Origin of the sequence: Chitinophaga sp. 22620 (genome assembly GCF_052044405.1) — a bacterium.
In the GTDB taxonomy this organism is placed as follows: domain Bacteria; phylum Bacteroidota; class Bacteroidia; order Chitinophagales; family Chitinophagaceae; genus Chitinophaga.
The window spans coordinates 353,515-377,603 of the sequence record NZ_JBQEMV010000001.1 but is presented as its reverse complement, the minus strand read 5'-3'; the positions used below and the strand labels follow the sequence as shown (position 1 = coordinate 377,603).

At 53.7% G+C, this 24,089-nt stretch carries 15 protein-coding genes; 12 read left to right on the top strand and 3 right to left on the bottom strand.

The genetic code is table 11. From position 1 onward, the window contains the following. Positions 1-5 precede the first annotated feature (5 nt). Genes ACTJIK_RS01565 through ACTJIK_RS01555 form a run of 3 tightly spaced genes read right to left on the bottom strand, consistent with a single transcriptional unit; the run spans position 6 to position 3,387 of the window. Positions 6-671, bottom strand: a complete 666-nt coding sequence (locus ACTJIK_RS01565) for a lysoplasmalogenase (protein WP_440644503.1) — start codon at positions 669-671, stop codon at positions 6-8. A gap of 35 nt (positions 672-706) precedes the next feature. Beyond that, positions 707-2,041 (bottom strand): sensor histidine kinase, encoded by a 1,335-nt coding sequence (locus ACTJIK_RS01560; protein WP_440644502.1) that lies wholly within the window; start codon positions 2,039-2,041, stop codon positions 707-709. Continuing rightward, positions 2,041-3,387 (bottom strand): sigma-54-dependent transcriptional regulator, encoded by a 1,347-nt coding sequence (locus ACTJIK_RS01555; protein ID WP_440644501.1) that lies wholly within the window; start codon positions 3,385-3,387, stop codon positions 2,041-2,043. The genes ACTJIK_RS01560 and ACTJIK_RS01555 overlap by 1 nt, the downstream gene beginning before the upstream one ends. A gap of 335 nt (positions 3,388-3,722) precedes the next feature. Between ACTJIK_RS01555 and ACTJIK_RS01550 the strand changes: the two genes are divergently transcribed. The 12 genes from ACTJIK_RS01550 (at position 3,723) to ACTJIK_RS01495 (ending at position 23,993) form a co-directional block, all read left to right on the top strand. Beyond that, positions 3,723-4,970, top strand: a complete 1,248-nt coding sequence (locus tag ACTJIK_RS01550) for an efflux RND transporter periplasmic adaptor subunit (RefSeq protein ID WP_440644500.1) — start codon at positions 3,723-3,725, stop codon at positions 4,968-4,970. A gap of 36 nt (positions 4,971-5,006) precedes the next feature. Beyond that, positions 5,007-5,696 (top strand): ABC transporter ATP-binding protein, encoded by a 690-nt coding sequence (locus ACTJIK_RS01545; RefSeq protein WP_120517577.1) that lies wholly within the window; start codon positions 5,007-5,009, stop codon positions 5,694-5,696. A gap of 14 nt (positions 5,697-5,710) precedes the next feature. Further along, positions 5,711-8,056, top strand: coding sequence for an ABC transporter permease (locus tag ACTJIK_RS01540; RefSeq protein ID WP_440644499.1), 2,346 nt, complete (start codon positions 5,711-5,713; stop codon positions 8,054-8,056). Positions 8,057-8,058: 2 nt separating this feature from the next. Next, positions 8,059-8,259, top strand: coding sequence for a hypothetical protein (locus ACTJIK_RS01535; protein ID WP_440644498.1), 201 nt, complete (start codon positions 8,059-8,061; stop codon positions 8,257-8,259). Between the two features lie 11 nt (positions 8,260-8,270). Continuing rightward, a complete protein-coding gene (locus ACTJIK_RS01530; protein WP_440644497.1) occupies positions 8,271-10,676 on the top strand; it encodes an ABC transporter permease in 2,406 nt (801 codons plus the stop codon). Positions 10,677-10,688: 12 nt separating this feature from the next. After that, positions 10,689-13,112, top strand: a complete 2,424-nt coding sequence (locus ACTJIK_RS01525; RefSeq protein WP_440644496.1) for an ABC transporter permease — start codon at positions 10,689-10,691, stop codon at positions 13,110-13,112. A gap of 1 nt (position 13,113) precedes the next feature. Then, entirely contained in the window at positions 13,114-15,474 is a 2,361-nt protein-coding gene (locus ACTJIK_RS01520) for an ABC transporter permease (RefSeq protein WP_440644495.1), read from the top strand. Between the two features lies 1 nt (position 15,475). After that, positions 15,476-17,866 carry an ABC transporter permease gene (locus ACTJIK_RS01515; protein ID WP_440644494.1) on the top strand — a complete coding sequence of 797 codons (2,391 nt, stop codon included), beginning with the start codon at positions 15,476-15,478 and terminating at the stop codon, positions 17,864-17,866. Positions 17,867-17,878: 12 nt separating this feature from the next. Then, on the top strand, positions 17,879-20,302 hold the full coding sequence (locus ACTJIK_RS01510) for an ABC transporter permease (RefSeq protein WP_440644493.1): 2,424 nt from the start codon (positions 17,879-17,881) through the stop codon (positions 20,300-20,302). A gap of 26 nt (positions 20,303-20,328) precedes the next feature. Beyond that, positions 20,329-20,991 (top strand): ABC transporter ATP-binding protein, encoded by a 663-nt coding sequence (locus ACTJIK_RS01505; protein ID WP_440644492.1) that lies wholly within the window; start codon positions 20,329-20,331, stop codon positions 20,989-20,991. A gap of 149 nt (positions 20,992-21,140) precedes the next feature. Continuing rightward, a complete protein-coding gene (locus ACTJIK_RS01500) occupies positions 21,141-22,580 on the top strand; it encodes a TolC family protein (RefSeq protein ID WP_440644491.1) in 1,440 nt (479 codons plus the stop codon). A gap of 30 nt (positions 22,581-22,610) precedes the next feature. Next, positions 22,611-23,993: an efflux RND transporter periplasmic adaptor subunit gene (locus tag ACTJIK_RS01495; protein WP_440644490.1), complete on the top strand. Its 1,383-nt coding sequence runs from the start codon at positions 22,611-22,613 to the stop codon at positions 23,991-23,993. The last annotated feature ends 96 nt before the right edge of the window (positions 23,994-24,089 follow it).

Genomic DNA, 24,089 nt, shown 5'->3' with positions numbered 1-24,089 from the left:
ACAAATTATTTCGCTGTTTGCAGATGCCGCAGGCTCCCGTCCACGATCATAAACTGGGCCATGCCGTAGGTAAGCATCACGAGTATGCCGCTGCCGGGAAAGGGCATGAGGAATTTCTCCACGGCCAGCATGGAATCAGACAGCACGAACAGCAAAGCCCCGCTGATGCAGAACCGCCCGGCCCTGCCGCTGTTCAGCCCGAAGGCGCGCACGGCGGAAAGGAACATCAGGGATATGATCACGGTGTAGGCGATCACGGCCGGCTTCAGGTCGCCCATATCTGCGGTGATCCGTTGTACTAACCTGGATGCATATACGATCATCACCACCAGCACCGCGCCTTCTTTCCAGCCGGGCTTCGGTTTGGGCTGAACGCTGAGGAAAAAGCCGGTATACAGCAGGTGCGCCGTGAGGAAGCTGATGAGCCCTGCCAGGAAATAATGCGGGAAAAGCAGGAATACATCGCCGGACCATGAGAAAATGATGGCGGCCAGGATAAAATTTTTACTGCGGTGAGGCAGCGATCCGGCCTGCGACCATCCGTAGAAGCCGAGCAGGATCATGAGCAGTGGTTTCGTGGCGAAGCGGGCATAGGGAACGTCGAAAGCTATCACACACAAATCGGCCAGCAGTATGAGGAAATATATTATTCCCCAGTGTTTTGGTTGCATACGCTTGTGGAATTCGGCAGGCAACATACGCTTTTTTAGTTAGTGAGCAATACAAAAAAAGTTGTACCCTTTCCTGGAGGGCTCACTACTTTCAGCTGGCCGCCGTGCGATTGTATGATCTGTTGCGAAAGGCTCAGCCCGATGCCGGAACCTTTCTTTTTCGTGGTAAAGAAGGGAATGAAGATCTTTTCCATCGCTTCGGTTTCGATGCCGGGCCCGTTGTCGGTAATTTCTATGACGATCTGCTGTGCGTTGCCCAGCGAACCTTTCACGTGAATGAACGGTTTGTCTGTATGTTCCAGCGCATCCATCGCGTTTTTGATGAGATTGATCAGCACCATCTGCAATTGTGTTTCATCCGCGTGTATCTCGATGTTATCCGGCGAAACATGCGCCCGGTAAGAGATCCCGGCTGCCTTCATGTCCGCCAGCAACAGGTTGCTCACGGATTGTATGAGCTGCTTGAGGTTGAGGGTGGTGAACTGCGGCTTGGGTAAAGTGGTGTAGTCGCGGTAGGCATTCACGAAGTTCATGATGCCCTTGCTGCGGCTCTCGATGGTCTCGAGCGCTTCTTTCAGGTCGTCCACAGCTTCCACCTGCTCTTCGGAGGCCTGGATGTCGTGCTGCACGATCTCCTGCATGGTGCCGATGAGGCTCACGATAGGCGTTACGGAATTCATGATCTCGTGGCGCAGGATCTTGGTGAGGTTCTGCCATGCTTCCAGCTCTTTCTGCTGCAGCTCCGCATGGATGTTCTGCAATGAGATCAGCTTCACGAGCCGGCCCTGCAAACGTACGGTGGCTGCGTGGATAGACAGCTGCTGGCCGTTTTGCGTGGCGTACAACGACTTATGCCCGGCGGGCAGCTGTAATAAAAGCTCTGCAAGATCGGGGTGTGCATTCTTCAGCTCGTCCAGGTAACGCAGGCGGTAAATGCCCATCAGCCTGAATGCGGCGGGATTGATCAGCTCGATCTTCCCGTCGGCGTCGAAGGAAAGTACGCCGATGCTGATATGCTGGATGATGGTATCGATGTATTTCAGGTTGGCTTCCCTTTCGGCGCGCGTTTGCCGGAATGCTTCCAGCACTTCGTTGAACTGGTGGTTGAGGGCGCTGAAACTCTTGCCCAGCTTATTGTCTGCGCTGAACCGGATGGAAAAATCCTCGTACCGGATGGCTTCCAGGAACAGCGTGAGCTTGCGGTTCACACGGTTGAGGTAATAATACAGGTTCATGACCTGCGCAATGAGGAAAGGCACCAGCAGCAGCACTACCAGCGGGTAACCGTTCCACCACAACCAGCAGCCGGCCATGATCGTGAGGATGAGCACCACGATGCGTAAAAGGATATTCGAGCTAAACCGGTTCATCAGAGATTATATTTTTCCATGCGCCTGTACAGGGCGGCCCGGCTTAAACCCAGTTCCCTGGCTGCATCCGTGATATTGCCGTTGCATTTTTTCAGGGCCTGCGAGATCATATTGCGTTCCATTTCCTCCAGGTTGAAACCGGTATCCAGCGATTCGGCGGCGGCATTTGTTTTCACGAACACGTCTTTCGGCATCAGGGTTTTGCCCTGGCAAAGGATCACGGCGCGTTCGATAGCATGCTGCAGTTCCCGGATGTTGCCCGGCCAGTCGTATTTTTCCAGCTGGGCCGTCAGCGATTCGTGGAGGAAAGCAACGGGGCGGTTGTATTTTTTGCGGTACAGGCCCAGGAAATATTCCGCCAGCGGCACAATATCCTCTTTCCTGTCCCGCAGGGGGGGAAGGTGAATTTCGATGGTGTTCACGCGGTACAGCAGATCCTGCCGGAACAATTGCTGGGCGGCCATTTGGGTAATGTTGCGGTTGGTGGCGCAGATCAGGCGCACGTCTACCGGCTGTGCTTTATTGGAGCCCACGCGGGTAACGGACCGGTTCTGCAGCACGGTGAGCAGCTTGGCCTGGAAGGGAATGGAGATATTACCGATCTCGTCCAGGAAAATAGAGCCGCCGTTAGCTTCTTCGAAACGGCCGCTGCGGTCGTCGCGCGCGTCGGTGAAGGCGCCTTTGACGTGGCCGAACAGCTCGCTTTCGAAAAGGGATTCGCTGAGCGCGCCAAGGTCCACGCTCACGAAAGATTTGTCGCGGCGCAGGCTCAGGGAGTGAATATGCCGGGCCAGCAGGTCCTTACCGGTACCGTTCTCGCCAAGGATGAGGATATTGGCGTCTGTTCCGGCCACCCGGGAAACGGTTTCCATCACTTCCTGCATGGAGGGGCTGTCGCCGATCAGCACGTTATCGGTGTGCAGGGTGGCGCCTCCGGCTTTCTTTTCCTGTTTGGACTGATGGGTTTGCACGGCGGTTTGCAGGGTGGCCAGGAGCTTATCGTTCTCCCAGGGCTTCAGCACAAAATCCACCGCGCCGGCTTTAATGGCGCGAACGGCCATTTCCACATCGCCATAAGCGGTGAAGAGCACCACGGTGGCTTTGGGATTGATATCCAGGATGCGGTCCAGCCACTCGAAGCCTTCTTTGCCGCTGCTGAGGTCGCGAGTAAAGTTCATGTCCAGCAGGATCACGTCATATTCAAAATTGCTCACCAGGTAGGGTATCTTTTGCGGGTTCTTTTCAAAATCCACCTGGGTGAAATGGCGTTTCAGCAGCAGCCGCGCCGCGCGTAATACGTCTACATCATCATCTACGATCAGAATTTTTCCTTGCTGGGTACTCATGAGCTTGTAAAGTTATTATTTGAATATACTGCAAAAGATTTTGTTATCGGCATACTGCAAAACGTATTCCGGCCGTATGCCATGAGCAGGTTCCAAGGGGCGGCGGATTGCCTAAAACCGCCCTGGCAACAATATTAAACAAGATTTTTTTAGCCCCGGGGTATTTTTCGGAGCTGCGCGGGCGTTCAGGGGAATGTCCGGATTCGGACACCGCCTGTCCGCTTTGGAACAGGAGCGGACGCGGGGATAGCCTTAAAGTCGGCCATGGTAGCGCTTTTGGCGAATTGGCACGGCTTGGCACATGGATTGACTTACCGGGGGCAGCAATTACTAACATGGACAGACAACTCAAAAAGAAATTCTGGAACAAACAAAGGATATTCCTGTTTGGCGGCGGCGGCGCCCTGGTGCTGCTGGTGTTGTGGAGCTTTATTTTCGCGGACAAAAGGAGCAAGCTGAACGTGGAAAAGGACAAGATCACTATTTCTCCCGTTACCAAAGGTTCCTTTGACGAATACATCGCTGTAACGGCGGTGGTGCACCCGCTCAAGACCATCCGCCTGGATGCCATCGAAGGCGGTTACGTGGCCCGCAAATTCCTCGAAGGCGGCAGCATGGTGAAAAGGGGGGATTCCATCCTGGCCCTTGAGAACCAGCGGCTCATGATGGACTTTGTGAACCGTGAAACCGAGATGTACCGCCTCATCAACGAGCTGCAGAATACCCGCCTGCGCCTGAAGCAGGACCGGTTTGCCCTGGAAAAGGCACTCAGCGACCTGGATTACCAGGTAGACCAGGCAAAGGACCTGTACGACCGCAACAATAAGCTCTGGAAAGACAAAGTGGTGGCCGAGCAGGAGTACCTGAAAACCAAGCGCGAATTTGAACGCCTCTCCCGCCAGCGCCAGATCGAAGTGCAGAGCCAGGAATATCAGCTGGAGAATGCCAGGACCCAGATCATCCAGCTGGAAGGCACCATTGCCCGCACCCAGCGTAACCTGAGCCTGATGAAGGAGAACCTGAGCAACCTGGTGGTACGCGCCCCGGTAGACGGGCAGCTGTCTTCCATCAACGTGGAAGTGGGCACCAGCATACAGGCCGGCCAGAATATCGGGCAGATCGACGATATGGACGGGTTCAAGATGCGCGCCGAAGTGGACGAGCATTATATCTCGCGCATATTCGCCGGGCTGAAGGCCAACTTTGAATTCAACGGCAAGGTGAACGAGATGGAGATCACGAAAGTGTATCCCGAAGTAAAGAACGGCCGTTTTGAAGTAGATATGAACTTTGTTAAAGCCGCACCTGAAGGTATCCGCCGCGGGCAATCCTCTCCTATCCGCCTCGAACTCGGGAAATCTTCCGAAGCCTTACTTTTGCCTGCGGGCGGGTTCTTCTCAGATACCGGCGGAAACTGGGTATATGTAGTTGAAAAAGGCGGCAACCGCGCCGTGAAACGCAAAATATCCCTGGGCCGCAAAAACCCTGTGTATTTCGAAGTACTGGAGGGCCTCAACGAAGGCGAACAGGTGATCACTTCATCCTATGAGAACTTCGGGGACAAGGAAGTACTGGAATTTTAACCCGCTCACCAATCCAATCACTAACAAACCACAACAATGATCAGAACAGTCAATTTACAAAAGCTCTTTACTACGGAAGAAGTAGAAACGACCGCTCTTAACGGCATCAATATGGACGTGCAGGATGGTGAGTTTGTAGCCATCATGGGCCCTTCCGGCTGCGGAAAGTCCACTTTGCTCAACATCCTCGGCCTGCTGGATAATCCTTCTCACGGCGAATATCATTTCTGGGACAAGGAAGTGGCCCGCATGAGCGAACGCCAGCGCGCGCAGCTGCGTAAAGGAGCGATCGGCTTCGTATTCCAGAGCTTTAACCTCATAGACGAACTGACCGTTTTCGAAAACGTGGAACTGCCCCTCCTGTACCTGAAAGTACCCGCAGCCGACCGCAAAAAAAGAGTGGAAGAAGTGCTGGAACGCATGAATATCATGCACCGCCGCAATCACTTCCCGCAACAGCTTTCCGGCGGCCAGCAACAACGTGTGGCCATTGCCCGCGCAGTAGTGGCCAAACCCAAGCTGATACTGGCGGATGAACCGACCGGTAACCTGGACTCCACCAACGGCGAAGAAGTAATGAAGCTGCTCCAGGAACTGAACGACGCAGGCACCACCCTCATCATGGTGACCCACTCGCCTTACGACGCGGGCTTTGCCCACCGTATCGTGAACCTGTTTGATGGTAAGGTGGTAACTGAGAACATCAAGGAACAATTTCACGTATAAACAAACACCGGCCCATGTTTCGTAATATCAAAGTCGCATTCAGAACGCTCTTCTCGCAGAAGCTCTACGCCTCCATCATCATCGTGGGCCTGGGCATCGGCCTGGCCGTGAGCACTTTGCTGCTCACCTGGGTGCAGGACGAGCGGAGCTACGACAATTTCCACTCCAAAGGGAAAGATATTTACGAAGTACACAGTCACTTCATGAGCGGCGCCAGGATGCAGAACTGGCAGGCAACGCAACCCGCCGTGGCCCCGCATGCCCTCAGTTCCGTGCCCGGTGTGCTGGATGCGGTGCGTGTGGCGGTTGCCTGGGATATGTCCAAATTTGAAGGCGGCGGGAAGACCTTTTATGAATCCGCCGTTGCCTACACCGATCCTTCTTTTTTCACCGTATTCGATTTTCCTATCCTGAAAGGAAAAGTGTTCCCGGATAATCATTCGGTGGTGCTCACGGAATCTGCCGCGAAGAAATATTTCGGCAACGAAAATCCCATCGGTAAACTGATCACGGTGGATAAAGATTTCCAGTTCACCGTATGCGGTGTGATGGCAGACATGCCGCGCAACTCCAGCATCCGGTACAATATGCTTTTTCCGCTCAAATTGAGGATAGACAACTACACGCCGGACTACTGGAAGTCTATGAACGACGACTGGGGCAACTTTTATCTTTCCACTTACCTGCTGATGCAGCCCAACGTGGACATTGCGAAAACCGGCAAGCTGCTCGGCCAGCAATGGATAAAAGGAAGCACGGGCGAGGCCACACAGGGCAGGGGGTACAACCTTCAGCCGCTGCGCGACCTGCATTTGTACGACATCACCGGCGAAGAAAGCCTGATGAAAGTCGTGCGCATCTTTTTCATCGTTGCCCTCGTGATACTGCTGATCGCCGGTATCAATTATGTGAACCTCGCTACTGCCCGCGCACATCAGCGCGCTGTTGAAATAAGCGTGCGCAAGCTGATAGGGGCCAGCCGCTGGCAGCTTTTCCGCCAGTTCATGACAGAATCGTCCATCGTATTTGTATTGGCGGTGCTGTTATCCGTGCTTGTTATCTGGCTGCTGCTGCCTTTCTACAACGAGCTTACCGGGAAATCCGTGAAGTTTTCCATGCTCAGCGGGCAGATACTGCTCACGCTCGTTGCCAGCGGCGCGATCATGTTGCTGATGGCGGCTATATATCCCGCTTTCCATCTTACCCGCTTCAACCCGCTCCAGAACCTGAAAGGCAGAACCGCGATGAGCGGCGGCATGTTCAGGAAAACGCTGGTGGTGGTACAGTTCTTTATTTCCGTAGTACTGATAGGCTGTACGCTCGTGATAGGCATGCAGCTGAAATATATCAACAGCAAGCCGCTGGGTTATAATAAGAACAACCTGCTGATGTTCTCCGTACGCGACATGCAATATCATGCGCAGGCCGTAAAAGACAGGCTGGGAAAGATCCCCGGCGTAAGAGTGGTAACCTTCGGCGATGCAAACATCTCCGCTCTGGGCAACAGCACCAGCGATACCGACTGGGACGGCCGCGCAGCGGACATGAGCCTGAACGTCAAACACATTGGCGTGGATGAAAATTTTATGCCCGCCATGGAAATGGAGATGAAAGAAGGCAGGATGTTCCGCGGAGGCAAAGCCGATTCCACCAGCTATATCCTCAACGAGGAAGCAGTGAAGATCATCGGGATGAAAGACCCGGTGGGCAAAAGGTTCAAGCTGCTGGATGTGGACGGCACTATCATCGGCGTGGTGAAGAACTTCCACATCGGTTCCATGCACGATAAAATACCTCCCGTGATCATGCGTTACAAGCCCGATACCTGGCAATTGTACGTAAAAACCACGGGACAGAATACACCCGCGGTTATCGCGGCGATAGAAAAAATATGGAAAGAATACAATCCTGATTACCGCTTTGATTATTCGTTCGTGGAAAACACATTCACGAAACTACATAGCGACGAGATACGCACCGGCAAGCTGTTCACCTGGTTTGCGGGCGTCGCCATCTTTTTGTCCTGTCTTGGTTTGTTCGGCCTGGCTACATTCACCATTCACCAGCGCACCAAGGAGATCGGCATCCGAAAAGTGCTGGGCGCTTCCATTACCGGTATCGTTCAGCTCATCACCAAAGACTTTCTGAAGCTGGTGTTCATCGCCATCCTGCTGGCCACGCCTTTGAGCTGGTATGCCACAGACCAGTGGCTGCAGGGTTATGAATACCGTACCATCATACCATTCTGGGTTTTCCTCGCAGCAGGCGGAGTGGCCGTACTGGTAGCCGTTGGCACCATTGGCCTTCAATCCGTAAAAGCCGCGCTGGCCAACCCTGTGCGCACCCTGAAAACTGAATAGTTATGAGCAAGATGCATTGTTTTATTCATAAGGTGCTGGATTTCCAGTTAAGTCCGGTTACATTTTCCGGCGGAACGGAACGTGCTTCCTTTTCCGGATACGACTTCCTTACGCTGACGCCTTTTGTGATCGTACCCTTCCTGCTGGTGCTGATAGCGGGCCTTTGCCTGATAGACCAGTACCGGAGGAAAACAACTATTTAAAGCTTTCGACCATGATCAGGAATTACATCAAAGTAGCCCTGCGGCACCTGCTGCGCAACAAAGGAATTACAGCCATCAATATTTCCGGGCTGGCCATCGGTATGGCCTGCTGCATCCTGATCGTGCTGTTCATCAAACATGAGCTGGGCTATAACCGCTTTCATGCCAACGATATTTTCCGTTTGAATTCGCAGATCAAAGGCAATGCGGGAGACGTCGGGCAGATGAGCATCACCCAGTTCGGCGCCGCGCCCAACCTTAAGCGCGAGCTGAGCCGCGTGAAGGAAGCGGTGCGTTTCTATGAAGTGAATGAAGTGATCATTTCAGCCAATAATGAAGAATACCGCCAGCAGAATACTGTTTTTGCAGACGACGGTTTTTTCCAGATGTTCAGCTTCCCGCTGGTGAGCGGCAACCCCGCCACTGCGCTGAAAGACCCCTATACCGTTGTGCTCACAGAAAGCACAGCGAAAAAATATTTCGGGAATGAGAACCCCATTGGCAAAGTGATCCGCATCCAGGACGATTATGATTGCATCGTGACCGCTGTGGCGAAAGACCTTCCGTCAGACAGCGACCTTAAGTTCGATGTGCTAATGCCTTTCTCCACCTTTTTGCAGAACAGCGCAAAAGTGGGTTACAAGCCTGAAGATACCTGGTTCGGGTTCACGTCTAACCAGACCTTTGTGACCCTGACGCCAGGCGTGGCGCCTTCAGCCATGACGGCGGAGCTGGACGCCTTCGCCGAAAAACATGTACGTCCGGACGCCAGGAAGCTGGGCGATGAATTCTGGTATGTCCTTCAACCGCTTAGCAGGATCCACCTTTATCCCGACGGAGATACCAGCGAGACGGACAAAGTGTCGCGCCTTTACATCTATGGTTTCATCGGGCTGTTCATCATCCTGATCGCCTGCATCAACTTTATGAACCTTGTGACAGCCCGCGGCAACGAAAGGGCGATGGAAGTAGGTCTCCGTAAAGTAATGGGCGCCGAAAGAAAAGCGCTCATCCTGCAATTCCTCGTGGAATCCGTGATCATCAGCCTGCTGTCGTTCCTGCTGGCCATTTTGCTGGCGGCCATCCTGCTGCCCGGCTTCAATTTCGTAACCGATAAAACGATGGAACTGTTCAGCCGGGAACTGGTGCCACTTTACGGCGGATTGCTGTTGCTGGCGCTTGTAGTGGGTCTGTTGGCGGGCAGTTATCCCGCGTTGTACCTATCCGGCTTTTTGCCGGTCCGCATTCTGAAAGGCGGCATGAAAGCAGGCGGCGGAAATTCACTTTTCCGCAAAACGCTTGTTGTGTCGCAATTCACGATCGCCATCGCGCTCATCATTGCCACAGTGGTGATATATTCCCAGTTGCGCTACATGCAGGAGAAAGATCTCGGGTACGATAAACGCGGGCTCGTGAATTTTTACCTGAATACAGGCAAGCAGGCGCCGTACCGGGAAGCTTTCAAGACAGAACTGGGCCGGCTTCCGTTTGTGAAGCAAATGGCCTTCACCAATATGCCGCTGGGCGGGCAGAGCGTCAGCAACAACCCCGTAGGCCGCGAAGGTTCCAGGGAAGACGAAAGCGTGCAGGCGATCGTGATCAGCGCAGACTTCAATTATTTCACTTATATCGGCGCAAAGTTCGCGGCCGGAAGGGATTTTTCAGAAAAATATCCCACCGATTCGCTGGATGCTTTTGTGATCAACAAGTCGGCTGTTAAAAAACTCCAGCTGAAAGAACCGGTGATCGGCAGCAGGATAGTATGGCGCGGTAGCTCCGTACCGCGGAGCGGCAAGGTGATCGGTGTGGTGGAAGATTTCAACATGCAGAACCTCCGCCTGCCCATTGAGCCGATGGTGGCTTTGATACGCAATGGCAGGGCGGGCATGCTCACGGTGCGCCTCCAACCAGGCGACCGGCAGAAGCAGATGGCGCAGATAGAAGGAGTATGGAAGAAACTGATGCCCGCATTCCCGTTCAATTACCGCTTCGTGGAAAACGAGCTGGGCCGTGAATATCTTGTTGAACAACGCTCCGGCAGCCTCTTCGGGGCTTATGCCATGCTGGCGGTAGTAATCGCCTGCCTGGGCCTGTTCGGCCTCGCCATGCTCGTAGCCAGGCAGCGTACCAAAGAGATCGGCATCCGCAAAGTGCTGGGCGCATCGGTGGGAAGCATTACGGCGTTATTGTCGAAAGACTTCCTGCAGCTGGTAGCCATAGCTATCCTCATTTCCTCGCCGCTGGCCTGGTACGGGATGAACAAATGGCTGGCTGAATTCCCATTCAGGGTGGATTTCCCCTGGTGGTCCTTCGCCGCGGCCGGCCTGCTGGCTTTGCTGATCGCCTTCCTGACCATCAGTTTCCAGTCAGTAAAGGCTGCATTATTGAACCCCGTGCGCTCATTGCGCTCGGAATAACTTTTACCGGTAATGATCCGTAACTACCTGAAAATAGCGCTGCGTAACCTGTGGAAACACAAGACCAATACGCTTATCAACCTGCTGGGGCTTACCGTGGCATTTACCATTTGCCTGCTGCTGTTGCTGAGCGTGTACTATGAGTTTTCCTTCAACAAGTTCCATAAGGACCCGCAGGATCTTTACCGCGCCTATTTTTCCGTTCAGCAGCCTGAGCGCACGGACTTACAGCCTTCCATGCCCGAGCCGATGCTGAAGGCTTTGAAGGAACAATTCCCTGCCGTGGAATACGGCACGCGCTATAACCGCAACAGCAGCGAAATAGAATATAAAGGCAAACATTTTTTTAAGGAACTGGGTTTTGGCGATGCGGATTTCTTCAGCATGTTCTCCTTCCCGCTCGAAAAAGGCAATGCGCCGCAGGCGCTGGCCGGACGTGATAATATCGTGCTCACCCGGCCCGTAGCCGATGCAATATTCGGGAAGGAAGATCCTATCGGCAAGCAGCTGCGCGTGCAGTCCGGCGGGCCGTGGAAAGTGTTTACCGTAAGCGCGGTAGCGGCGGATATGCCGGCCAATTCCAGCATCCGCTTCGATGCAATAGTGCTCTTCGAGCATGGATATACTTATCCCAACAGCGTCGGCAAATGGGATGTGACCAACCACGATCTTATCCTGCGGCTGAAGCCGGGAGCGGATAAAGCCGCTTTCGAAAAGGCCGCGCAGGGTTTCATCAGCAAACAATACGCCGATTATATCGGCGATCTCAAACGCGACGGCGCACGGCCCGCACCCAACGGGCAATATATGCAGCTGCTCCTGCAGCCGCTGCTCAGTGCGCATGTGGATGTGGACATGCGCGGGCTGGGAGATACCATCAGCCGCTCTTACCTGTACATGCTGCTGGCGGTGTCGGTGTTCGTACTTTTCATCGCCTGCATCAACTTTATCAATCTTTCTGTCGGCCGATCCTTCACCCGTTCGCGTGAAGTGGGATTGCGCAAAACGCTTGGCGCGTTGCCCTTCCAGGTAGGCATGCAGTTCTGGGGCGAAGCGGCTATTGTTTGCGCCGCGGCCCTGCTGATCAGCATCCCGCTTTTTTATGCCGTACTGCCGCAATACAAGCTGATCTTCGGCAGTTCGCTGGAAACGGCCGTGTTGCAACAGCCGCTGGTGATCGCCTCGGTGATCGGCGGGTTCCTGCTCGTAACAGTACTGGCGGGCGGTTATCCCGCGCTGGTGATGACCAGGATGGACGCGGTGAATATCCTTAAAGGGAAGCTGAAGCTCAAAACCTCCGGCAGCCTTCGCAATGGCCTTATCATCGGGCAGTTTGCCATTGCCATCCTGCTGATAGGCTGCACGCTTATCGCCTGGCAGCAGCTGAACTTCCTGCGTGCCCGCCCGCTGGGCTACAATAGCAGCCAGGTTGTGAGCATACCCGTTGGCCAGGAAATAGGCGGCCGTGAAGCGCTGGCCCTCCTCCGCCAGAAGCTGGCCGCGGAGCCTTCCGTGCTGAGCGTTTCTGGCATCTCCAACAACCTCGGCATGGGCGAGGACGGTGGCAGTTATTCCTATTCCATAGGCTTCGATTACCACAACCGGAATATCAGCATGGCATGGCTGAACGTGGGATATGATTTTACAAAAACGATGGACCTCTCCATAAAATACGGCCGCGATTTTTCGCAAAGCTTCGGGTCGGACAGTACGGGGATCATCATCAACGAGCAGATGGCCCGCAAAATGGGCGTGGTCAATCCTGTCGGTGAAATATTGCAGGTGGATGCGTTGAACCAGACGCAGATGAAAGTGCTGGGCGTCATTAAGGACTTCAATTTCCAAAGCCTGCACAAACCCGTGGAACCCATGGGCCTGGTGATGTACGCGGATATGCCCATCAATTACCTGCTCGTAAAAGTGCGGCCGGACAACCTGCCCGGGATCATGGACAAGCTGAAGGCTATATGGGCGCAGATCGCGCCGCGTTCAGATTTCAGGGGCAGTTTTATTGATGAGAACATCAACCGGCAATATAACCGTGAAGAAAGGTTCACTCAAATATTTGTGTATGCCGCAGCGGTAGCCATCGTATTGTCATGCCTCGGCCTTTTCGCACTGGCGGTGCTGGCCATTATGCAGCGTACCCGCGAGATCGGGATACGAAAGGCTTTGGGCGCTTCTTCCGGCAGCATTGTACAACTTATTACGAAAGACTTTGTAAAGCTGATATTCATTGCCATGATCATCGCCACGCCGCTGGCCTGGTATTTTATGAACACATGGCTGGAAAATTTTGCATTCAGCGTTCAGATAAAATGGTGGTGGCTGCTGGCAGCAGGACTTCTTGCCCTTGCCGTGGCGCTTTGTACGATAGGGTACCAATCTCTCAGGGCGGCATTTGCCAACCCTGTCAAATCCCTTAAAACAGAATAGTATGCTGAGAAATTATATCAAGATCGCATGGAGGAACCTTTGGAACAACAAGGCGTTCGGCATCATCAATATAGCCGGTCTTACCATCGGCCTCACCTGTTGCATGTTCATCCTGCTGTGGGTGGCCAATGAATGGAACTTCAACCGCAGCCACCAGAAGCTGGAAAATATTTACCAGGTATACGAGCACCAGTACTATTCACACGACGAAATACTTACGGTAACCGCCACTCCCGGCCCGCTGGCAGATGCGCTGAAGGCTGAAACGCCCGGCATCCTGAAAGCCGGCCACCTGTCGTGGCTAAACGAAAAACTTTTTTCTGTCGGGGAGAAGAACCTGAAATTCGAAGGGCAGTACGCCAACAACGATGTTTTTTCCATCTTTTCCTTTCCTTTTATTGAAGGCGACCCCGCCACCGCCCTGAAGCGCCCGAACGATATCGTGCTCACGGAAAAGGTGGCCAGGAGCCTGTTTGGCGATGCAAAGGCTGTCGGCCGGATCATCAGGCTGGACGGCAAGGAGGATTATATGGTTTGCGGTGTGATCAAAGACCTGCCGGCCAATTCAAGTTTCACTTTCACCTGGCTGCTGCCCTTTGAAAGAGTAGTGGAAGAGAACCAGTGGCTGAAGAACTGGGACAGCAACGCTCCCCGTACTTACGTGCTGCTCGATCCCAAAGCGGATTTCCGCCAGGTGAACGCCCGCGCAAAAGGCGTTATCCAGCGCAATCTGGCTGATTCCAAAACAGAAGTGTTCCTTTATCCCTTTTCCGATATTTACCTCAAAGGCCAGTTCGACAAGGGCAAGCTCGCCGGCGGACGTATTGAATACGTGCGCCTGTTCATCATCGTGGCCATTTTTGTTTTGCTGATCGCCTGCATCAATTTCATGAACCTTTCCACCGCAAGGGCCATCCAGCGGAGCAAGGAAGTGGGCGTGCGCAAAAGTATCGGCGCGGGCCGCCCGGCATTGATCTCGCAGTTCCTGGGAGAATCCTTCGCGCTGGTGTTCATTGCTTCGGCATTGTCTGTACTGCTGGTGTGGATATTGATGCCTTCCTTTGAAAAGATGGTGAACGTAACGCTGAGCGTAAAGGTATTTACCTGGTACAATGTGCTGGGACTGTTCTTCCTGGCGCTTTTCACCGGTTTCATCGCCGGCAGTTATCCCGCTTTCTACCTCTCTTCCCTCGACCCCGTGGCCACGCTGAAAGGCGGCATGCTGCGGCTGCGCGCAAGCGCCATCTGGCTGAGGAAGGGGCTGGTGGTTTTCCAGTTCGCGATCTCCACCATCCTGATCGTGGCGGCCTTCCTGATATACCAGCAGATAAGGTTCATCAAGAACCGCAACCTGGGCCTGAACAAAGACCAGGTGGTGTACATAACGAACGAAGGCAACGTTATCAGGAACGAAAATGCTTTCATGAATGCGCTGAAAGGCATGCCCGGCATAGTGGCCTCCTCCACATCAGACCAGCTGCCGATCCGCATTGGCAGCAACTTCCAGGGCCTGTCCTGGCCGGGTAAAGGCGCCGATGAATCCGTGCTGATCGATTACCTCTGGGTGGGTTACGATTTTGCGAAAACAATGCAGCTGGAAATGGTGGAAGGAAGGACTTTTTCCGCCGAATATCCCACAGATCAGCAGGGACTGGTGATCAACGAGACTGCCGCAAGGCTGATGAAGCTGAAACCGCCGTACGTGGGCCAGCTGCTGACCGTGGATGACCAGAAACAACCGGTGATCGGCGTCGTAAAAGATTTTTCCAGCTCACATCTTTCAAAAAAGATCGCGCCCACCCTTATCCGGTACGCCAGCGGCACCAACCGCTTCTTCCTCGTGCGTATTCAGCCCGACAAGACGGAAGCCGCGCTTGCCAGCCTCGAATCCGTTTACAAAAAATTCAATCCCGAATATCCCTTCAGCGTAAAATACATGGACGAGTCTTTTGCGAAGATGTATACCAGCGAGCAGGTGATCGGCCGTCTTTCCGCCAGCTTCACCGTGCTGGCTATTTTTGTGGCATGCCTTGGATTGTTTGGCCTGGCTACTTTCACCGCGCAGCAACGCACGAAAGAGATCGGCATCCGCAAGGTGCTGGGCGCCACCATCGGCCAGATACTGGTGCTGCTCAGCAAAGAATTCCTGCGGCTGGTGCTGATAGCCGTTGCCATTGCCATGCCGCTGGCCGCGTATTTCATGCACGGCTGGCTGGACAAATTCGCGTACCATGTGGAGATCTCCTGGTGGGTATTTGCCGCAACCGCGCTGCTGGCCCTGGTGCTGGCAATGCTCACGGTAAGCTACCAATCGGTGAAAACCGCCCGCATGAACCCTGTGAAATCACTCAGAACTGAATAATATGATCAGGAACTACATCAGGATCGCATTGCGAACCCTCTGGAAAAACAGGTTTATGTCCGCCGTGAACATACTGGGCCTCAGCGTGGGTATCAGCGCGGCGCTTGTGATATGGATGATAGTGCATTATGATCTTTCCTTCGATAAATTTCATAAAGACCGCGACCGCGTGTACCGGATCGTGTCCCAGCTGGATTTCAGCGGGATGCAGATCAAAACCTCCGGCGTGCCCATCGGTATGCTGGGCAAGTTGCGCGAGCAGAGCACCGGCGTGGAGAAGTCAACATTCCTTTACCAGTATTCGCCGAATGTTAAAGTACAGGAACAGAAGTTCGGCGTGCAGAAACGCATCACCTTTGCAGAGCCTGAATATTTCAGCCTGTTCGAATACAAATGGCTGTATGGCTCGCCTGCCGTGCTGAAAAGCCCTTTGCAGGTAGTGCTCACCGAAGAGCGGGCGGCGCAATATTTTCCCGGAACGGCTTTGCCGGACGTGATCGGCAGAGAAGTGCGGTACGACGATTCAGTGAGAGTTACAGTGGGTGGTATCGTGGAATCGCTGAAAGGCAGAACAGACTTCACTTTCCAGGAATTTGTGTCTATGCAGACCGTCATATCCGACAAGGGGATGAGAAGCACGCGGGGCTGGGACAACTGGAACAATTTTAACTCCGCCATCAGCATGTTCGTGCTGCTGAAGCCCGGGGTTGCGCCTGAGAAGATTAACACGCAGCTGGAGAACATTATAAAAGACCATGCGGACAAAGATTCCAAGAACCAATATTTCCTCCAGCCCCTCCGCGACCTGCATTTTCAATCCGATTTCGGCGCGTTCGACCAACGGCAGGCAGACCTGCCCGTGCTCTACAAGCTGGGCGCGCTGGTGGTGTTCCTGCTGCTGCTGGGCTGCATCAACTTCGTGAACCTGCAAACCGCGCAGGCGGGTGAAAGGGCGAGGGAGATCGGGATACGCAAATCGCTGGGCAGCTCCAGGGGGAAAGTGATGGCGCAGTTCCTCGGTGAAAGTTTTGTGCTTACCACATTTGCCGCGATACTGTCCGTGTTCCTGGTGCCGGGTATTTTGTACGCATTCAGCAGCTTTATTCCCGATGGCGTAACCATGGCTATGTTCGCCGAATGGCAGGTGTTCCTGTTCATTCCCTTACTGGTATTGGTGGTGAGCCTGCTGGCAGGTATTTACCCGGCCTTTGTGCTGGCACGGTTCCAGCCGGTGAAAGTGCTGAAGAACCAGGTGTACGGCGTGAACAGCAAAGCCCGCCTGCGCCAGGTGCTCACTGTTTCGCAGTTCGCTATTGCATTGGCGCTGATCATGGCTACGGTGATCGTGGGAGAACAAACAAAGTACGCTTACCGCAAGAGCCTCGGGTTCGACAAAGATGCCCGGTTTTTCCTGAAAGCGCCGGGCTGGAAGTATAACACCGTTGCATTGAAATCAAAGCTGGAAGCGATCCCGGAAGTGGAAGGGCTTAGTTATGGATATGCTCCTCCTTCTTCACCCGGCACCAGCTCTACTACTATGGCGCTCGGTACAGGAGCCATGGCGGAAGCCTCTATGGTGGAAGTGAAATACATCGACGAAAAATATGTTCCTTTCTATAACCTCAAACTGGCAGCGGGCCGCAACCTGCTTCCGTCGGATACGGTGAAGGAAATGCTTGTCAATGAAAGCTTTGCCCGGGCCGCGGGCTTTACAAAACCGGAAGACGCTGTCGGGCAGCTGCTCACCTTCAACGATATAAAAAAGCCTGTAGTTGGTGTGATAGCCGATTTCCATACCAAGGGAATGCAGGCGAAAATACCTCCTTTGGCGCTCACCGCAGGCCCGATGGCAAAAACCTCACTGCACGTTTCCCTGCGGAAGAATGCGGACGCGCACCGTGCAATGGACAAGATAAAAGCCGCATGGGAACAGGTGTTCCCGGACGACGAATTTAAAGCCACTTATGTAGACGACACAGTAGCGCAGTTTTACGCCGGCGAAAAGAAATTAAGCAAGCTGCTTACCTGGGCAACCGGCGTGGCTATCTTCATCAGCTGCCTCGGCCTGCTGGGCCTGGCTATATACGCCACGCGCCAGCGCACCAAGGAGATCGGCATACGGAAGGTATTGGGCGCCAGCGTGGGCAGCATCGTGATGCTGTTCAGCAAAGACGTGACGAAACTGGTATGCATCGCCGCCTTCATCGCTTCAGGCGTGGCCTGGTATGCCATGAACAGCTGGCTGCAGAACTTTGCCTATCATATCAATATTCCCTGGTGGGTGTTTCCTGCCGCCGCCGCTGCAGCGCTGCTGCTGGCGCTGGCTACGGTAGCCACGCAGGCTTTAAAGGCGGCCATGGTCAATCCCGTGCGTTCGTTGAAATCAGAATAAAAAACAAGCATTATGTTCAGGAATTATCTCAAAATAGCGTGGAGGAATATCTGGAAAGCAAAACAGGTGTCTGCCGTGAACATCATCGGCCTGGCCGTGGCTATTGCAGGCGCTTTGCTGTTATGCATGACGGTGTACCGGGAGTTTTCCTTCAATGATTTCCACGAAAAGAAAGATTTTGTCTACCAGGCATACCGGGAGGAATTTCATGCGGAAAAAACCGTGTCGCACTCCAACATGAGCTACCCTATGGGGCCGGCCATGAAAGAGGAATTGCCGGGTATCAAAGAAATGACCCGCCTGGCCAACAGCGGTTCCGTAATGAAAGTGGGGGAAACCTCGCAAAGCATCGGGCTTAGGTATGTGGACAGCGCTTTCCTGAACATCTTCAGCTTCCCCGCTGCCCGCGGCAACCGTGTGCTGGATATGAACAGCGCGCTTATCACCGAAAAAATGGCGGATATCTTTTTTAAAGGCCAGGACCCGGTGGGCAAAACCGTTCTTCTGCGCGTGGGGAATGCGTGGAAAAGTTATACTGTAAGCGGCGTATTAAAAAATGCGCCCAATAATTCCAGTATCCGCTTCGATGCGTTGCTGCGGCTGGAAAACCATCCCAGCTACCTGGAAGACCGTGAGCATTGGGGGAATTTCAGCCTGGAAGTATTCGTTCAGCTGAACCCCGGCGCGAACCCCGAAGACATTGAGCGGAGAGGCAAGGCCTTCATGGAAAAATATTATGCTGAAGATATCCAGCGGATGAAAGCCGCCGGCGCCCGGAAAGACAAGTTCGGCGGCGTGCAGCACCTGGGGCTGCTTCCCTTGAACGAAATACATTTCAGCGACTACAGCAACCTGCAGGACGCCAAGAAGCCTATCCTTTACATGCTGCTGTTCATCGCTGCTTTCCTGCTTTTCATTGCCAGCATCAACTTCCTGAACCTCACGCTGGCCCGCGCTTTCACCCGCGCAAAGGAAGTGGGCATGCGCAAAACGCTCGGCGCGGCAAGAGGGCAGCTCGTACTGCAACTCTGCGGTGAAGCGCTGGTGCTGTTCCTGATCTCGCTTGTGCTGGGGCTGGCCATCACGTACTTTATACTGCCTTATTACAACGCTGCGTTTTTTTCCAAAGCAGTATATGCTTTCAGCATGCTGCTCCAGCCAAAATTCCTCGTAGGCATTCTCGTGGCGCTGCTTCTCATCAGCCTCCTCGCAGGAGGCTACCCTGCATGGGTACTGTCGCGCACACACACGCTGCTGGTGCTGAAAGGGAAAGTTTCCACGGGAAGGACCAATTATTTCCGCAATTCCCTTATCGTTACCCAGTTCGTTTTTTCCTGCCTGCTGATCTGCGGCACCATCATTGCATGGCAGCAAATGAGCTACCTGCGCAACAGGCCGCTTGGCTTCAATACGCACGAAGTGGTGAGCATACCCGTCGGCAAAGACCTGGACGGCCACCAGCTGCTGGCGCGCCTGCGCGCGGAACTGGGGCAGCAGCAGGATATCCTCTCGCTCACCGCATCCGGTAATAATTTCGGCCGTGGGCTAGACGGCGTGCAGTCCACCTCCTTCATCAATTTCCAGCTGTTCGATAAGGATGTGCACTCGCACTGGCAGGCGGTGGATTATGACTATGTAAAGACTATGGACCTTCAGCTCATTGGCGGCAAAGATTTCGACCGTTCCATGGGGCTTGACTCATTCGGCCTTGTGATCAACGAAAAAATGGCCAAGCAACTGGCTGCGCTGGGCGTGAAAGATCCTGTAGGTTATCGTTTCAGGATAGACGACGACGGGCCGGAACATCACATCAACGGCGTAGTGAAAGATTTCAACTTCAAATCACTACATGAGGAAATAGGGCCGCTCACCATGCATCTCAACCGGCCGGAAGAGCAGCCGGAATATATTTTCGTGAAAACGAAGCCCGGCAACCTGCCCGCTTCCATGAAAACCATCGAAGCTGCATTTAGAAAAGCCGCACCCGGTCAAACTTTCCTGGCCTCCTTCGTAAATGAGAACACAGAAAAACAATACAAGTTCGAAAGAACGCTGATGAAAATATTTATCAGCGGCGCGGTACTCACGATCATCATTTCCTGCATGGGCCTGTTTGCGATCGCGATGCTCGCCATCGGGCGCCGCACCAAAGAGATCGGCATCCGGAAAGTGCTGGGTGCGAGCGCGGCAGGCATTGCCGGGCTGATAGCAACCGACTTCCTGAAACTGGTGGCCCTGGCCATCCTGATCGCTACGCCGGTGGCCTGGTACATCATGAGCGAATGGCTGAAAAGTTATGCCTACCGGATCGAGATCAGCTGGTGGGTGTTTGTGCTGGCAGGCCTGCTGGCAGTGCTGATCGCCGCAGTCACCGTGAGCTTCCAGAGCATCCGCGCGGCGCTGATGAATCCTGTGAAATCGCTTCGTTCAGAATAATCAATAAAATATTTTACATTAATATCATGATTCAACTGCGCAACATCTCAAAACATTACCCGGTCGGGTTTGGCAAACATGAAATATTAAAGGATGTGAATCTGGTGATCCACGAGGGGGAGTTTGTGTCTATCATGGGCCCTTCCGGCTCGGGGAAGTCTACCCTGTTGCACATCCTCGGCCTGCTGGAAGAGCCGTCAGAAGGGGAATATCTTTTCCAGGGCGAGCTGGTCCACAGAATGAACGATAAAAAAAGGACGCAGCTCCACCGTGGCGCGATCGGATTCGTGTTCCAGGCCTACCACCTGATAGACGAGCTGACCGTGTATGAAAACATCGAAACGCCTCTCCTCTATAAGAACATGCCTTCTTCCGAACGTAAAAGCCGGGTTGCGGATATCCTCGACCGCTTTAACATGGTGGCCAAGAAAGACCTGTTCCCGAACCAGCTTTCAGGCGGCCAGCAGCAGCTGGTGGGCATAGCAAGGGCCATTGTGGCCGAACCCACGGTCATTTTTGCGGACGAGCCTACCGGCAACCTGCACTCAGACCAGGCCAAAACCATTATGGAGCTGTTCGCCGAGCTTAATAAAAAGGACGGGATCACGATCGTCCAGGTAACCCACTCAGACCTGAATGCCGGATACGGCAACAAGGTTATCCAGATCATGGACGGACGGGTGAAATAAACTCTTCATCATTTTTCCGGAAGCTAAAAACTCATCATATGATGTTTTACCTTAAATTCGTGTGGCCCGGAGCCATACCTACTAGTAATTTGCCATCTATCAAGTACGGCCGAATGGAGTCATCTCAATTAATATATTTTTGTCAGGCTATGAAAATAAAGTCCCTTGCAATTGCATCGTTACTGGCTTTTCTGTTGTTTGCCAACCCGGTGGCCGCCCAGGATAACTGGAGCTACCAGCGTTGCCTGGACTATGCGCTTACCCACAACCTGACCCTCCAGCAGAGCGTGCTGCAAAAGCGTTTACAGGAGCTGACCCTGAAGCAGAACCGGATGTCGCAGCTGCCTACGATAGGCGCCGGGGCTAACGCCGGTTACCGTTTCGGCCGCTCCATCGACCCCACTACCAACACCTTCGTTACCCAGACCCTCTTTAATGCCGGGCTGAATATGAACCTGGACGCTGACCTGTTCGGGTGGTTCACCAAGCAGAACACCATTAAGGCCTCCAAATACCAGGTATATGCGGCCAATTTCCAGCTGGAAAAGGCCCGGAATGATATGGGCGTGAACGTTGCCAATGCATTTTTACAGATACTGCTGGCCAACGAACAGGTGAAGATCAGCAAATCGCAGGTAGACCTGAGCATCGCCCAGCTGGACAATACCAAAAAACTCGTGGCTGCCGGCTCCGTTCCGGAAAGCAACCAGGCGGACCTGGAAGCCCAGCTGGCGCGCGACAGCTCCGCCCTCGTTACCGCGGAGAACAACTCCATTATCCGGGTGCTGACCATGAAAGCCTTGCTGAACCTCGATTTCGCGGTTCCTTTTAATACCGAGCTGCCGGAGAACGTGGAGTCCGTTTCCCTGCTCAACCTGGCCGAAACCGATCCGGAAATGGTATTCAGCGCCGCGCTGGCCAACCAGCCGGGCTACAAGGCCGATGAAGCGATGGTGAAGGCGGCAAACCGGAACCTTGCTGCCGCCAAGGGCGCCCTGTACCCCAGCCTGAGCATCGGCGGCGGGGCAGGCACCAATTACGCCAACTCCAATTACCAGCAGTTCGGCCCGCCCATCCCGTATGTGGATACCACCGGCTTCGTGACGGTGAACGGGTCCACATACCCTGCCCTCAAAGCAGGTGCATTCCGGCAAAGCAAGCTGACGCCTTTCGGGGAACAGTTCAGCAACAACTTCGGGCAGAACATCGGCGTCACCCTCAGCATACCCATCCTGAACGCGTGGCAGCTGAGAGGCAATGTGGAAAGAGCGAAAATCGACATGCAGGATAAACTGCTCACGCTGGACATCAACCGCCAGAAGCTCCGCCAGGACATCTACACCGCCCATGCGGACGCGGTAGGCGCCCTGCAGAAATACCAGGCGGCCGTTACCACCGAAAGGGCTTCGCAGAAAGCGTACGACTTTGCCACCAAACGCTTCAACGTAGGCCTGATGAACACCGTGGAGTATGTTACCACGCAAACAAACCTTTTCAGAGCGCAGATAGACAGGGTATCGGCCCTGTACGACTATATATTTAAAATCAAATTACTGGAATTCTATCGCGACCAGCGAATAACGCTATAGTATTCCGGGGCACAGAAATACAAAGCGTATATGAAGAAAAAAAAGAAACTGCTTTTTTGGATTATCGGCGGCCTGGTGGTGCTGGTAGTCCTTATCGCATTTATAAAAGGTTCCGGCAAAGACGAGGGCGTCAAAGTAGCCGTCGATAAGGTTGCAAAAAGGGACATTATTGAAGTGGTTTCTGCCAGCGGAAAGATCTTCCCTGAAGTAGAGGTGAAGGTAAGCTCCGATATCTCCGGGGAAATTACCGACCTGATGGTGGAAGAAGGAGATTCCGTGGTGAAGGGGCAGGTACTGGCACGCATATACGCAGATATCTACGGCTCCGCCCGCGATCGTGCAGCCGCCTCCGTTAGCCAGAGCCAGGCCGAGCTGGCCAACAGCGACGCGGCGCTCAGCGCCTTCAAAGCCCGGCTGGACCAGTCCAAAGCGGCTTTCGACCGAAATTCCGAACTGCTCAAACAGAAAGTGATCTCCCGTTCTGAATTCGAAACAGCAGAGGCCACCTATAAAGCCGCCCAGTCTGATTACAACGCCGCCCTTCAGCGCATCAACAGCGCGAAGTTCGCCGTTTCCAGCGCGCAGGCCAACCTTACCGAAGCCAACAAGAACCTGGGAAGGACCACCATTCTTTCACCCATGGGCGGCACCGTTTCCCTGCTTTCCGTTAAGAAAGGCGAACGCGTGGTAGGTACCGCGCAGATGACGGGCACCGAAATGCTCCGCATTGCAGACATGGCTACCATGGAAGTGCAGGTGGATGTTGGAGAAAACGATATTCCGAAAGTAAAATACGGCGATTCCGCCCTCATCGAGGTGGATGCTTATACCAACCGCAAATTCAAAGGCCTGGTGACGCAGATCGCCAGTTCCAGCAAAGGCGCGGCCACCGCTACTGCGTCCACTTCCTCCGCGGAGCAGGTGACCAACTATGTGGTGCATATCCGCATCCTGCCGGCTTCCTATGCAGACCTCATGGATCCGAAATTCCCGCGCAGGTTCCCCTTCAGGCCCGGTATGAGCGCTAATGTGGACATCCAGACGCGTACTGAAAAACAGGTGCTGTCCATCCCCATCAACGCGGTAACCACGCGCAACCCGGCGGACACCCTGAAGAAAGACGAAAAAGAAAAGAAAGGACCGGCCGCCAAGCCCGAAGGCGGCGCCCCCGTTGCGGAAGAGGGCAAGCGCGACTTCAAGGAAGTGGTGTTCATCCTGCAAAAAGACAATACCGTTAAAATGGCCGAGGTGACCGTAGGCATCCAGGACGATAACAATATCCAGATCAAATCCGGCATCACTGAAGGCCAGGAGGTGATCAGCGGCCCGTACACAGCCGTTTCGCGGCTGCTGGAAAACGGGAAGAAAGTGAAGGTGGTGCCTAAATCGCAGCTCTTCGAAGAAACGAAATAAACACATAATAAAAAAAGGAGGCATACGTATCTGTATGCCTCCTTTTTTATTGTCCCCCTGAATTTAATTACATTGCAGGAAAATTCAGGGAAAGTT